The 13,251-nt window shown below is 39.2% G+C and carries 11 protein-coding genes and 2 pseudogenes; 9 read left to right on the top strand and 4 right to left on the bottom strand.

Features of this window, described 5'->3' with window-relative positions; all coding sequences use genetic code 11:
- The first annotated feature begins 74 nt into the window (after window positions 1-74).
- The 3 genes from EO111_RS01025 to EO111_RS01015 all read left to right on the top strand — a co-directional run bounded on the left by EO111_RS01025 (window position 75) and on the right by EO111_RS01015 (window position 4,193).
- Complete coding sequence (locus tag EO111_RS01025; RefSeq protein ID WP_127010233.1) at window positions 75-2,009, top strand: aconitate hydratase; 1,935 nt, start codon at window positions 75-77, stop codon at window positions 2,007-2,009.
- 89 nt (window positions 2,010-2,098) lie between these two features.
- Entirely contained in the window at window positions 2,099-3,253 is a 1,155-nt protein-coding gene (locus tag EO111_RS01020) for a 2-methylaconitate cis-trans isomerase PrpF family protein (protein ID WP_240642208.1), read from the top strand.
- Window positions 3,254-3,476: 223 nt separating this feature from the next.
- Window positions 3,477-4,193, top strand: coding sequence for a gamma-glutamyl-gamma-aminobutyrate hydrolase family protein (locus EO111_RS01015; protein ID WP_127010231.1), 717 nt, complete (start codon window positions 3,477-3,479; stop codon window positions 4,191-4,193).
- Between the two features lie 298 nt (window positions 4,194-4,491).
- On the opposite strand, the gene EO111_RS01010 is transcribed toward EO111_RS01015, so the two are convergent.
- On the bottom strand, window positions 4,492-5,388 hold the full coding sequence (locus EO111_RS01010; RefSeq protein ID WP_127010230.1) for a LysR family transcriptional regulator: 897 nt from the start codon (window positions 5,386-5,388) through the stop codon (window positions 4,492-4,494).
- A 331-nt stretch (window positions 5,389-5,719) separates the two neighbouring features.
- Here EO111_RS01010 and EO111_RS01005 point away from each other — a divergent pair, with 331 nt between their 5' ends.
- The gene (locus EO111_RS01005) at window positions 5,720-7,108 is read left to right on the top strand and encodes a cation:dicarboxylate symporter family transporter (RefSeq protein WP_127010229.1); all 1,389 of its coding nucleotides are present in this window, start codon (window positions 5,720-5,722) and stop codon (window positions 7,106-7,108) included.
- Window positions 7,109-7,386: 278 nt separating this feature from the next.
- Here EO111_RS01005 and EO111_RS01000 read toward each other — a convergent pair whose 3' ends face one another.
- Together EO111_RS01000 and rbr are read right to left on the bottom strand one after the other, a co-directional pair.
- Window positions 7,387-7,878, bottom strand: a complete 492-nt coding sequence (locus tag EO111_RS01000) for a hypothetical protein (RefSeq protein WP_127010228.1) — start codon at window positions 7,876-7,878, stop codon at window positions 7,387-7,389.
- 476 nt (window positions 7,879-8,354) lie between these two features.
- Window positions 8,355-8,903: a rubrerythrin gene (gene rbr, locus EO111_RS00995; protein WP_009352954.1), complete on the bottom strand. Its 549-nt coding sequence runs from the start codon at window positions 8,901-8,903 to the stop codon at window positions 8,355-8,357.
- 519 nt (window positions 8,904-9,422) lie between these two features.
- On the opposite strand from rbr, the gene EO111_RS00990 reads away from it, so the two are divergent.
- The 5 genes and pseudogenes from EO111_RS00990 (at window position 9,423) to EO111_RS00970 (ending at window position 11,938) form a co-directional block, all read left to right on the top strand.
- Window positions 9,423-9,629: a DUF951 domain-containing protein gene (locus EO111_RS00990; protein ID WP_009352829.1), complete on the top strand. Its 207-nt coding sequence runs from the start codon at window positions 9,423-9,425 to the stop codon at window positions 9,627-9,629.
- Window positions 9,630-9,674: 45 nt separating this feature from the next.
- Window positions 9,675-10,703, top strand: a complete 1,029-nt coding sequence (selD, locus tag EO111_RS00985; RefSeq protein ID WP_126940570.1) for a selenide, water dikinase SelD — start codon at window positions 9,675-9,677, stop codon at window positions 10,701-10,703.
- Window positions 10,693-10,896 (top strand): annotated as a pseudogene (locus EO111_RS08435) (sulfurtransferase TusA family protein); the annotation flags it as partial. The gene selD and the pseudogene EO111_RS08435, both read left to right, overlap by 11 nt.
- 333 nt (window positions 10,897-11,229) lie before the next feature.
- Window positions 11,230-11,565 (top strand): annotated as a pseudogene (gene yedF, locus EO111_RS08430) (sulfurtransferase-like selenium metabolism protein YedF); the annotation flags it as partial.
- Window positions 11,566-11,623: 58 nt separating this feature from the next.
- On the top strand, window positions 11,624-11,938 hold the full coding sequence (locus EO111_RS00970; RefSeq protein ID WP_127010227.1) for a DUF3343 domain-containing protein: 315 nt from the start codon (window positions 11,624-11,626) through the stop codon (window positions 11,936-11,938).
- A 70-nt stretch (window positions 11,939-12,008) separates the two neighbouring features.
- Here the strand turns inward: EO111_RS00970 and ychF are convergent, their stop codons facing one another.
- On the bottom strand, window positions 12,009-13,115 hold the full coding sequence (gene ychF / locus EO111_RS00965) for a redox-regulated ATPase YchF (RefSeq protein WP_062400993.1): 1,107 nt from the start codon (window positions 13,113-13,115) through the stop codon (window positions 12,009-12,011).
- Window positions 13,116-13,251: the final 136 nt, after the last annotated feature.

Below are 13,251 nucleotides of genomic sequence, written 5' to 3'. Positions count from 1 at the left end.
CAACATATATACTTAAACTATAAAGGCCTTCAAGTAAGGTAAAACCGTAGTTAGTCATAAGTAGGAGGACTAAGATGGCAGGAAAAAGTTTAATCTATAAAATATTAGAATCTCATTTAGTAGAGGGAAGATTGGTTGCAGGTGAAGATATTGCTGTTGCCATAGACCAAACGTTAACACAGGATGCCACAGGGACTATGGCGTACTTAGAGTTTGAATCATTAGGTTTAGATACAGTAAAAACTCTATCCGTATCCTATGTAGATCATAATACATTACAAGATGGATTTGAAAATGCAGACGATCATAAATATTTACAAGATGTAGCAAGTAAATATGGTATTTATTACTCAAAAGCAGGTAATGGGATTTGCCATCAAGTACATTTAGAACGATTTGCTAGACCAGGTCAAACCTTAGTAGGTGCAGATAGTCATACTCCAACTGCTGGAGGTTTAGGGATGTTTGCTGTCGGTGTTGGGGGTATGGATGTGGCGGCATCTATGGCAGGAAAGCCATTCCATTTAACTTGTCCTAAAGTTACGAATATTAAATTAAATGGGCGTTTACAACCTTGGTGTGCAGCAAAAGATATCGTGTTAAAAGTATTAAGTATTTTAACCACTAAAGGAAATGTAGGAACAGCCATCGAGTATACAGGTGAAGGTGTGGCATCTTTAACAGTACCAGAGAGAGCAACAATCACGAATATGGGTGCAGAAATGGGAATCACTACATCCATTTTCCCAAGTGATGCAAAAACAAAAGAGTTTTTACGCGCTCAAGGTCGTGAAGATGTATGGGTGGAATTACAGGCAGATAAAGATGCACAGTATGATGAAGTCATTGAAATTGATCTAAATGCATTAGTGCCTATGATTGCATGTCCACACTCTCCAGATAATGTAAAAACAGTAGCAGAATTAAAAGATGTTGCCGTAGATCAAGTGTTAGTGGGAAGCTGTACCAATTCCAGTTATCGAGACTTAATGATCGTAGCAGCAATGTTGAAAGGACGTAAAATTCATCCAGATGTGAGTTTTGGGGTTGCTCCTGGATCCAAGCAAGCATTAGCTATGATTACAAAAAATGGAGCCTTAGCAGATATACTTGCTTCCGGAGCACGTCTGTTTGAAAGTGCTTGTGGATTCTGTGTAGGTTGTGGACAAGCACCACGAACAAAATCTATTTCATTGCGTACGAATAACCGTAACTATGAGGGTCGTAGTGGGACTAAAGATGCCTTAGTACATTTAGTTTCAGTAGAAACAGCGGTAGCCTCTGCTTTAACGGGAACGATTACAGATCCTCGTGAAATAGGAATAGAAGTACCAACAATTGAGCTCCCTGAGGTGTATGAAATTGATGATTCCTTGATTGTTGCTCCAAGCTGTGATGTGAACCAATCTATTTTACGTGGTCCTAATATTGGCGAACCTCCTAGTAATAGTGCCTTACCAGAAACAATTTCTGCTAAAGTAGCTATAAAAGTAGAGGATAAAATTACTACAGATCATATTATGCCAGCTGGACCATATTTGAAATTTAGATCGAATGTACCTAAATATAGTCAATATGTATTTAGCCCTGTAAAACCAGATTTTGCAGAAGAATGTAAAGAAAATGTTGAGCATGGATACTATAATGTGATTGTAGCTCGTGAAAGTTATGGACAAGGATCTTCTCGTGAACATGCCGCGCTTTGCCCAATGTATTTAGGAGTAAAAGCAGTGATTGCAAAATCTATTGAACGGATTCATATGGATAATCTTGTTAACTTTGGTATTTTGCCTTTATTATTTGAAAATGATGCAGATTATGAGAGTATTCAAGAAGGTGATGAATTATTCTATCATTGTGATGATGCTTCCTTTGCAGCTGGTGTATTTACCGTAGAGAATAAAACAAAATCTACTATTTATACATTAAGAACACCATTAAATGAACGACAATTAGAAATTGTTCGAGCAGGAGGTAAATTGAACTTCTTGCGTAATGGTGGACAATAATTAGTAATAATAGTTAATAGATACAGTAAGAGATGGCACAGTGTAGACTGTGTCATCCTCTATATTCGAGGTGAATGATGAAAGAATATATGAAATTACCCGTATTATATATGCGTGGGGGAACTAGTAAAGGAGCTTATTTATATGCTCCAGACTTGCCTAGAGATCAAGTAGAACGGGATGCAATGATTCTATCCCTCTATGGGAGTCCAGATATACGTCAAATTGATGGGATTGGAGGAGCAGACCCTTTAACGAGTAAACTGGCTATTGTGGGACCTGCTTCGGTGGAAGGATGTGATGTAGATTATACATTTGCTTACGTAGGTATCGATACGGCAGTTGTCGATTATGAAGGTAATTGTGGTAATATTTCATCTGGAGTTGGTATTTTTGCTATGTTACGTGGTTTGGTAGAACCAGTAGAGCCAATAACTGTAGTTCGCATACATAATACGAATACCCATAAAATCATAGAAGCTCATATACCTGTACAAGATGGATTACCAGTGGTAACAGGAGACTTTGCCATCGATGGAGTTCCTGGTACAGGGGCACAAATCATGCTTTACTTTCAATCCCCTAGTGGGTCTAAAACTGGGAAATTACTGCCTACAGGCAATGTGCGAGATACCATTACTTTGGAAGTAGGCAATGCGCATACGGCGAAGAACAATCAAAGGATAGACGTAAGTTTTGTGGACTCTGCCACACCAGGTGTATTTGTGAAAGCAGAAGATTTAGGGTATACAGGAACAGAAATGCCAAGTGACATTGAAACAGATAAAGAGGGGCTATTGGCTATATTAGAAGATATTCGTAAGACTGCCGCTGTCAGAATGGGATTAGTTACATCAAAAGATAGTGCTAGTCCAGCCATTCCAAAGGTATGTATGGTGGGAACGTCTTGTACGTATACAGATATACAGGGCCGTGTCATTGAGGGCGCATCGATCGATATAGTGGCGCGCACAAAAGCATTACAAGTGATTCATAAGGCTTATGCAGTGACAGGAGGCATTGCCACAGCCACAGCAGCCCTCATTCCAGGAACGGTTGTCAATGATGTGGTCAGTGAAGAGGCTAAGCGTACGAAAACCGTTACTTTGGGTCATCCAAGTGGGACTTTTACATTTACTATTGATATAGATACAGAGAGTTTATGTGTTACCAAAGCAGGTGTAGCTAGAACGGCTAGACCTATAATGGATGGCATTGCCTATGTTAAGGTGGGTAAATACTAGTAGAATGCAGTAGAAAATTTACTGTAACAGATATACCATGATATACAGAGGAAAACCTATTATATTGTATGTTCTTTTCTTTAAATCTATTTTTATAGTATGTTAGGAATCATAAAATACATCTATTTTTGTGAATAGATATATGTACACCTTGTAATGAAGGATAAATTCCTTTATTATATAGCTATATATTATAGTATATAAGTAAGGAGAGGTAATATACATGAAACAACCATTAATCGGCATTTCAGGTTCTCATATGATTGACCAAGGAGGTCCATTCCCAGGGTATAAACGATCCTATGTAAATGATGATTATGTGCAATCCGTATTAGAAGCAGGTGGTATTCCTGTGATTATTCCATTCCAAGAAGATGAAGCTGTATTGAAAGCTTTGGTGGAGCGCATTGATGGGTTACTTTTATCTGGCGGTCATGATATTGCCCCACAATTCTATGGCGAAGAGCCAGAACGTGGGTTAGGTGAAATTTGGCCAGAACGCGATATTTTTGATATGCGTCTATTAGCCTTTGCGAAAGAACGGAACATTCCTATTATGGGTATTTGCCGTGGTCATCAAATCATCAACGTAGCTCACAAAGGTTCTTTGTATCAAGATTTACCTGCCTTTGCTACGATTAAGCATGCCCAAAGCCAAACAGCAGGATTACCAACTCATTCCATGGTGATTGAAAAGGACTCCCAATTATTTGCTATGGTAGGTGCAGAAGAAGTGATGGTGAATTCCCATCATCACCAAGTCGTGAAAGAAGTTGGCGAAGGCTTGCGTGTGGTAGGACGTGCGAAAGATACTGTAGTAGAAGCAATGGAAGGCACTGACTATCCATATCTACGTACGTATCAATTCCATCCAGAAATGATGCGTCATACAGAGTTAAATAAAGTAATTTTTGAAGATTTTGTAGCCGCTGCTAAGTAATATGTAAAGAGTTAATTTTGCTCTCAAATGGCGTAGCTTGTGTAAGGAAATTGATATACCATGTAATTTACATATTGAAAGGGTCCTTAGGGACCCTTTTTTGTATTGTGTATTAGTCGGATTGTTGTAGATACCCTGTACTATAAAATACTTAGATAAAGGCATCAATAGTGCGGAATATATGAATATAAAATAAATAGAGGAACATTGATACGCAATGATCAATGTTCCTCTATGCACTGTAAAGTGTTGTAGTGTTTTTGTTCACATGGATATAAAATGCATAGCCTCGTAGCTACTATTCTTCTGAATGCGCTTTGTAGAATTCTAAAAACTGTTGTGCCACCATGGACAAAGGTTGTCCTTTGATGGTAATAAACGCTTTATAGAATGTGTTGGTCAGTTCTGTTAACTTAATGCGAGTCATATCTGGATGAGATACGGTTTCCTGTCCATCCATAGGAATAATGGCTATGGTACGTCCAGATTGAGCCCATTCAATGGCAGAACTCTTTGTGGTAGTTACAGAAATAACATTGAGAGAAGAGAAGTCATTGTGATGAGCTTGCATCAACATACGTACAGAACCACCAGACAAGCTAAGAGGACATTTGGCAATATCATTCCAAGAAATACTTTCTAGGTCACGGTCTGTCCAAAATAAATCTTTTCGGAACAGAGCATATAAGTCCTCCGTTTGCGTATAGAGAACATCAAATTTGTTGGTATCTACCATTTGCTCGTTGCATAGACCAATTTCAGCGCTACCATTTAATAAGGATTCTGTAACATCTGTCATTAATCCTTCATAGATTTCATAACGCACCACAGGGTATTGGCGGGAAAAGAAATGCAAATATTGCTGAATTAAGGCGGTAGACCTTGAGGCAGAGGAGGCGATACGAAGAGTGCCTTCTACCTCAGAACTAAGACGCTTTACATCAGCGTAGGTAGACTCCTCAATGGAACACAATTGTTGTGCTTTTTCATAGAAAATGCGACCGGCTTCGGTGAGGTGAAAGCTAGCTCCACGTTGGCCACGCTTGATAACTAATAGGGGGGTACCAAATTCTGCTTCTAAGTACTTGAGTTGCTTACTTAAAGCTGGTTGCGTAATGTGCAGTATCTCTGCTGCTTGCGTCATATTCCCCGTTTGTACTAAGATGATAAAATTATAATAGTAAGATGTATCCATGGTATCCTCCTAAACATACGTAGTCAGATGTCATGTTAGTTCGTTTCTATTCATGGGCGCACATCATCGTACAATAGATCTCTTATTGTTAACCTTTACTATTCTATTGTACTATAAATTTTATAATTCGTCTCCTATATTTGTTAACTAATGCTGTTAATTATGGTCTAGTTTATGATTATAACTCATGGATATAAACCTATATAAAAAGTAGGAATATTGACGTGCTATATTGAGAATGATATAATTGGGTCATATTGTTGCCTGTACAGTGCAGGGAATCAAGAAGTAATTGGACTATAGTTAGGTCTGGAAAGGAAGGGGAATTTGTATGGATATGCCATTTTTTACACAATTTCTCATGATTAGCGATCTCATGACAGTAGGAATACTTGTGTTATTCCTTATTGCGTTGGGATACGTGTATTTTCTTCAAAAAAGAAATATTCAATTCGGCACATTGGTAATGATTGCCACTGTAGTAGGTGCTGTGTTAGGGGTTGCGGTGCAATTGATTGCAGGATTCCCTAAAAACCCAATGGACGTGGTGTTTATTAAGGAAAGCACGAAGTGGTTCTCTCTTATTGGGGGAGGATTTATTGATTTAATCCGTATGCTTGTCATTCCTGTGGTATTTATTTCCATTGTTCATGTTATCTTACATATGGATACGAATGCGAACTTAAAACGCCTTGTATCCTCCACAGGTGTAGTAGCTTTAATCATGGTAGGTATTGCTGCTATTATAGGTTTAGTACTAGGTACTGTAACAGGATTAGGAGAAGGTACCTTAGCAGTGGCTGGTGATTCTAAAATGCGAGAGGTAAAACCTGTTGTAGATACATTGCGTGCCTTGATACCAGCAAATCCTATTAATGCAATGGCGCAAACTAATGTTATTGCTGTTGTTGTATTTGGCGTTATTATTGGTGGTGTTGCTAGACTTGTGAAACAACATGGTGCCAGTGATTTAGAAGTAGTCACAAAATTATTTGATGAAGTGCACACAGTTATCTTCTGGGTAGCAGATTTTGTGATCGGCTTAATGCCATATGGTGTTGTGGCGTTGTTGGCTACAACATTGGCGCAAAAAGGGTTTGGTGCTATTGCTGACATGGGCTTGTTTATTATCTTAATCTATGTAGGCGTTGCAATCATGTTAGTAGTACAAGCTGTATTATTAACTATGTTTGGTGTTAGTCCAATCATGTACTTCCGTAAAGCAAAAGAAGCCTTAATCTTGGCTTTCACATCTCGTTCTAGTATGGGTGTATTACCATTGACGGTAGAAACATTGACTAAAAAGTTAGGCGTTAACCCTGCTACTGCGAATACAGTAGCAAGTTTTGGTACGACAGCAGGCATGCAAGGCTGTGCAGGCATCTTCCCAGCCTTATGTATCGTTTATATCGCTCGCGTATCTGGAGTGCCATTAGACTTTACAATGTATGTGATGAGCGTTATCGTGATTGCATTAGGCTCCTTAGGGATTGCAGGGGTTCCGGGTACAGCAACTATGGCAGCATCCGTATCCTTATCTGGTACTGGTATGGGAGCATTCTTCGGCTCCATTTCTCCAATTTTAGCAGTAGACCCTATTGTAGATATGGGACGTACAATGTTAAATGTAAGTGGTTCTATGACAAATGCTATTGTAGTAGATCGTTTGCAAGGAACTTTTGACCAAGAAGCCTTTAACGACACAAAAACAATTCGATAAGGTATAAGTAATGTATTAGATGCATCATGTATCTATGATGAAAGTACTAAAAGATATACAGCTGCAACCTATTGATATCGCGTAGGTTGCAGCTTTTTTCTATCATAGAGTTGAAGAAAATAGGCTATTCCTTGAGTGTGCCATGACAGATGTAAAATAAGGACCTCTATCGCGCGATAGAGGTCCTTATTTGTGATATAGGGAAGGGAATATAAAAGAATATAGATAAGGGTAGTGTAAGGCTATTTAAGGGTATTTAAGGGTATATATAGGAAACCTTACCATCGATCAATGCCTAGGTGGCGTTCCATACGACGCATCATGCGTGCGAAGGCATCATCTTCCTCTTTTTTCTGCGATTTTGTTTCTTCAACTACAGGAATGGAGTTAGGTGATGTGATAATCACAGTATCACCAAAGGTATGGTATGTATGCCCACCTACACGTTTAGTTTGGGAGTAACTTTCATCATAGGAGTATGGTTCTACACGATCTTTATGAAAAAAATCATCCTTGTTATATTCACGTACACCTGCATTGTAAGCATCGATAGCAGCACGTTTTTTAGTAATCAACATTTGAATCACTGCATCTGTATCTGCTAAGTAAGTTTCCAAATCTTTCGTGTATGCTTTCATATCCTCAGCAGATGCCATTTTAAAAGACATAGGTGTATGGTCGCTTTGAAAATTAGGATAGTTGATGGATGAAGCAAAAGCGGAAGAACCAATAGTCATGGCTAGTGTTGTCAAGAGTAGTGCACGTTTCATAAGTGTCTCCTTTTCATCATTTCATTTGTAAAATATAGTTTAGTACCTAGTAGTGTTTATCACCGCAGGTATATTTTGAAAACGACTGCGTGTAAGAGTTTGTTACATACTAGTATCCATCTTGAGAAGTGAACCTTGTAGTTAAAGTATATCCTAGTAATATGAAGATACGATGATGCATGGTGAAAGATATGTATAGCTACTATATGGAGGATACCTATGAACCTATATACTTATGAGTTAGGGTGCAAAAAAGCGACTGTTTTCACAGTCGCTTTAGTATACCTATACTAGTTCTAACCCACTTGGGATAAGGCATATGTAATTTGACCCACTTGGGTATATATCATTACTACTTAGTATATCATTTGTATGGGGTACTTACCCTTAGAACTACTTAGTTCTCTATGTAGGTTGTTTTGTATCACTTGATACAGTTTTATAGTACTTATCTAAGAAACCACTCGGCTTACTGATTAGATAAGAGTTTCTCCGTGTTGAGAGAAGAATGCTTGTGGATGAGCACATACTGGGCAAAGTTTTGGAGCTTCTTCACCGATGTGGATATAACCACAGTTAGCACAGATCCAAGCAACTGGTTGTTCACGTTTGAACACTTTACCGCCTTCAACAGCAGTTACAAGGTCAAGGTAACGTTCTTCGTGACGAGCTTCGATAACACCAACTTGTTCGAATAAGTAAGCGATTTTAGCGAAACCTTCTTCTTTTGCAACTTTAGCAAATTCTGGGTACATTACAGTGTGTTCGTAGTGTTCGCCAGCAGCAGCATCTTTTAAGTTGATTGCTACGTCAGCGTTTACATCGCCACCGTGTAACAATTTGAACCATACTTTAGCATGAGCGGATTCGTTGATTGCTGTTTCTTCGAAGTAATCAGCGATTTTGTTCATACCAGCTTTACGAGCTGCACTTGCATAGTATGTGTATTTACGGTTAGCTTGAGATTCACCAGCGAATGCTGCTTGAAGATTTTTTTCTGTTTGAGTACCTTTTAATTCTGGCATTTTTGTTCCTCCATGTACTTTACATAGTTGTAATAAAATAAATACTTATTTGTATAATGGGCTTGTTCACTTGAACAAGTCCCTATCGATTTCGTTACTTAACGAATAATCATTGTTGATTACATTATAGACTATGAAAATGAGAAATGCAAGTCTTTTTTTAGAAAAATTTAAATTTTTTTGTAAATGATAAAGTCTCTCAATCGGCTATAGTATCGCATTTATAGTTATTTAATTCCCTATAAAAACAAGGGGATTACACAGAAAAGAAATTGAGAATCGAACTCAAGAGATAAAACTGTAATGATAATACATAGAAATCCCTCTATTTATAGGGTTTCTTAGTTATGAAACAGAAAAGGGGAGTTGTCAGTTGCTAACAAGTGATAGCAGTCATCAGTACTGATGAGAGGGTTGACAGCCTTAGTGCAAACTTTTAGTAATACCCATACGGCCCTATAGAGAAATATAAAGTTAGATGATATACTATAAACATAATCATGGAAATAGGAGGTGCCTATGGGATTTATAAAATACCAAGTAGGTGATGTGGTACAAATGAAGAAACCCCATCCTTGTGGTAGTCAGAATTGGGAGATTAAACGAACTGGCGTTGATTTCGTAACAGTCTGTGAAGGCTGTGGGCATCAAGTGATGATACCACGACCTAAGTTTGAAAAGAATGTAAAAAAGATAGTATCCAGAAAAGAAGCAACAGAAGAATAAAATATGATTCGTAAATCATAATAATTTTCTAGGAAAGGGATACCTATGGTTGATTTAACAAAATATGCAGCTAAGGGCGGTTGTGCTTGCAAGATTGGGCCGCACATTTTAGAGGATGTGTTGCAACATATGAAGATGCCTACACATCCAGCTGTATTGACCGATGCATCTGGTATGGAAGATGCTGGAGTGTATCAAATTAATGAAAGTCAAGCTATTGTACAGACGGTGGATTTTTTTACACCTCCAGTGGCAGATCCGAGACTCTTTGGTAGAGTAGCGGCTTGCAATAGTTTAAGTGATATATATGCCATGGGGGGCACGCCTATATCAGCATTGAATATTGTAGGATTTCCTGTGTCTTTAGTGAAAGAAGGTGTCCTTCGTGAGGTCTTAGAAGGGGCCAATGAGGTTTTACTGGAGACGGGAGTAGCTCTTCTTGGTGGTCACAGTATCGAAAATGAAGTGCCTATTTTTGGAATGGCTGTGACTGGTCTCATTAATCCACGTCATATTTGGACGAATGGAGATGCTCAAGTGGGTGATGTCTTAATTCTATCTAAACCGATTGGAACGGGCATTATGAACACGGCTGCAAAAGGTGGCGTATTCTCTGAAGGTGTGCAGGAAGCTGTGCACAGTATGGGAACGATTAATAAAGGAGCTCGAGATGTGGCGGCGCAGTTTATCATTCACGGTTGTACGGATATTACGGGATTCAGCTTGATTGGTCATGTATCTGAAATGGCAAAAGCTAGTGGAACATCTGTGGAACTCTATGCGGAGCAAATTCCTCTCTTTACGGATGTATTAGAGGCTGCTAGTATGGGCTTAGTTCCAGCGTCTACCTATGGGAATCGTAAAGCATTAGGCGATCAAGCTGAGTTTGCTGACCATTTAGATCCAGTATGGAGCGATATTTGTTTTGATCCGCAAACATCAGGTGGTTTATTATTTGCTTGTTCTGAAAGTGAAGGAAAGCAGTTACTTTCAGAGTTACAGGCAAAGGGTTTACAGGCCGCGCAGATCGGCCGTGTCATTCAGGAAGGAAGGAAACAAGTCTATGTCAAATAAAGAAGTAACGATAGATATGCGAGGCCAAGTATGCCCAGCGCCTGTGATTGAAGCAAAAAAAGCGATGGATTCTGATGCGAATCTGTATGTAAAAGTCATTGTCGACAATGATGTGAGCCGTGACAATGTGGTGAAATTAGGAGAATACCGAGGCTATGAAAACCATGTATTAGAACAAGAGGGAAATTACATCGTTGTATTGATTCCCCCTACAGCTGTGAAAGCGGAAGTGACTGCGGTTAGTGCTGTAAATATTCAAACTTCGAATGATTTAGGGGACCTAGATTTGGAAGATATTTTTGAAAATGAATTTGCTGCACCCCTAGGAAAGGTTGTAACGAATACAACGATTGCCGGTGGAGAGGCCCCATTTTATATGACAAATGGTACAGGTAGCTTGGAACGCAGTATTGCAGCTTATGAAAAAACAAAAGCAGAAAAAGCAGCAATGGGTGCGCCGATTAGTCAAGATACAGTTCCCCCTGAATTGATGGGAACCGCGGTACCATCTGTGCCAACCCCTTCTATGGGTGGTAAAGTCTTATTGCTGACAAAAGACTATTTAGGTGAAGGTAGTGAAGAGTTAGGTCGTAATTTGATGAAAACATTCATCTATGTATTGACAGAAACAGATGTGAAACCCAAAGCCATCTATTGCATTAATAGCGCTGTAAAAATGCTCGTAGAAGGGTCTGAACATATTGAAAACTTCAAAGCCTTAGAAGCAGCAGGGGTGACTGTTAGTGGCTGTGGCATTTGTTTAGACTTTTACGAGGTGAAAGACAAAGTGCAAGTAGGCACTATTACGAATCTGTATGCTATTACTGAAAGTATGATGCAAGAACCATTTGTTACGTTGTAATTAGATGCGTGGTAACATTGGTAGATAGAACTGGAAAGATGGAATGAGGTAGACGCACATGAACGTTTTTGCAGTAGATAGTAAGAAACTTGATACAGCTACAGATAAGGTACCACAAAAAGTACTCGTTCTATTTAGTTCTTACTATTTTGCAGATAAAGCAGATAAAATGTTAGGGCAATATAAAGTGCCTCATCAGTTAATGCCAGTTCCACCAGAGCTATCTAGTGCTTGTGGGCTCTCTATTGGTGTGCAAGAAGAATACATAGAAGAAGTGTTACGTATCTTTGAAGTAGAAAAAATAACCCCTTCTCATATGTATTATTATGAAAAGGGAAAAGAACCAACTGAATATGTACGCAGACCTTGCTAACTAAAAGAGGCATATACAGTGATATTTTAAGTAAAAGTACACTGTATATGCCTGTATTGTTAGTAGGTTATTATACGTTGAAGCGGAAATGTGTTACATCGCCGTCTTTCATGATATAGTCTTTGCCTTCTAGGCGCACAAGACCTTTTTCTTTGGCAGCATTTTGGCTACCGCAAGCTTCTAAATCGTCAAAGGATACGATTTCCGCACGAATGAAGCCTTTTTCGATATCGGAGTGGATTTTACCAGCTGCTTGTGGAGCTTTTGTGCCTTCCACGATAGTCCACGCACGAGCTTCCATTTCGCCAGCTGTGAAGTAGTTAATTAAGCCCAATAAGGAGTAACTAGCTTTGATTAATTTTGTTAAGCCACTTTCTTCTAAACCGAGGTCAGCTAGGAAAGCTGTTGCTTCTTCGTCGGATAATTCAGCAATTTCCGACTCAATGCGAGCAGATACGACAACTACGCCAGAACCTTCTTTAGCAGCATAGTCTTCTACTTGTTTGACAAATTCGTTGCCAGAGTAGTCGGACACTTCATCTTCCCCCACATTGGCTACGTATAAAGATTTTTTAGCTGTTAATAGTGTTAGGTCTTTTAAGATTTCTAGCTCATCGTCTGTTAAGCCTTGGGCACGAACAGGGATGGCATCGCCTAAAGCAGCAGATACTTTTTCTAAAATAGGCGCTTCAATGCGAGCATCTTTGTCACCAGATTTTGCTAATTTAGCAATACGTTGTAAGCGCTTATCTACGCTTTCAAGATCAGCTAAGCAAAGTTCAGTGTTGATGATTTCAATATCGCGAACAGGATCTACAGAACCAGCCACATGTGTGATGTTAGGGTCATCGAAACAACGAATCACTTGTGCAATGGCATCGACTTGGCGAATGTGGCTTAAGAATTTGTTGCCTAAACCTTCCCCTTTGGATGCACCAGCCACAAGGCCTGCGATGTCTACAAAACGCATGGCAGCAGGTAAGATGCGTTTAGAACCGAACATCTCAGCCAACACCGCTAAACGAGCGTCAGGTACGTCTACCACGCCTACATTTGGTTCGATGGTACAGAATGGGTAGTTTGCCGCTTCTGCGCCAGCCTTTGTAATAGCATTAAACAATGTACTTTTTCCGACATTTGGAAGGCCTACAATGCCTACTTCTAAATTTGTGCTCATGTGTGGGTAACTCCTTTGTTGGTTGCGATAAATTATTAAAGTAATATAAATGCCTAACGATATAAGGTTTAGTGGACCTTAACACGTTAGGCATTTCGTGTTCCATCATTCGAGATGAGCCTAACGCCTAGTGCAC

It is taken from the genome of Veillonella sp. CHU594, assembly GCF_003992265.1.
Lineage (GTDB): Bacteria > Bacillota > Negativicutes > Veillonellales > Veillonellaceae > F0422.
This window is presented reverse-complemented; position numbering and strand designations above follow the sequence as displayed.

Bases quoted from the DNA above. Each gene is read 5' to 3' on its own strand.
- EO111_RS01010 (WP_127010230.1), bottom strand. From the start codon at position 5,388: ATGGATACATCTTACTATTATAATTTTATCATCTTAGTACAAACGGGG.
- EO111_RS01020 (WP_240642208.1), top strand. From the start codon at position 2,099: ATGAAATTACCCGTATTATATATGCGTGGGGGAACTAGTAAAGGAGCT.
- EO111_RS01015 (WP_127010231.1), top strand. From the start codon at position 3,477: ATGAAACAACCATTAATCGGCATTTCAGGTTCTCATATGATTGACCAA.
- EO111_RS00970 (WP_127010227.1), top strand. From the start codon at position 11,624: ATGAACGTTTTTGCAGTAGATAGTAAGAAACTTGATACAGCTACAGAT.
- ychF (WP_062400993.1), bottom strand. From the start codon at position 13,115: ATGAGCACAAATTTAGAAGTAGGCATTGTAGGCCTTCCAAATGTCGGA.
- selD (WP_126940570.1), top strand. From the start codon at position 9,675: ATGGTTGATTTAACAAAATATGCAGCTAAGGGCGGTTGTGCTTGCAAG.
- EO111_RS01025 (WP_127010233.1), top strand. From the start codon at position 75: ATGGCAGGAAAAAGTTTAATCTATAAAATATTAGAATCTCATTTAGTA.
- EO111_RS00990 (WP_009352829.1), top strand. From the start codon at position 9,423: ATGGGATTTATAAAATACCAAGTAGGTGATGTGGTACAAATGAAGAAA.
- EO111_RS01000 (WP_127010228.1), bottom strand. From the start codon at position 7,878: ATGAAACGTGCACTACTCTTGACAACACTAGCCATGACTATTGGTTCT.
- rbr (WP_009352954.1), bottom strand. From the start codon at position 8,903: ATGCCAGAATTAAAAGGTACTCAAACAGAAAAAAATCTTCAAGCAGCA.
- EO111_RS01005 (WP_127010229.1), top strand. From the start codon at position 5,720: ATGGATATGCCATTTTTTACACAATTTCTCATGATTAGCGATCTCATG.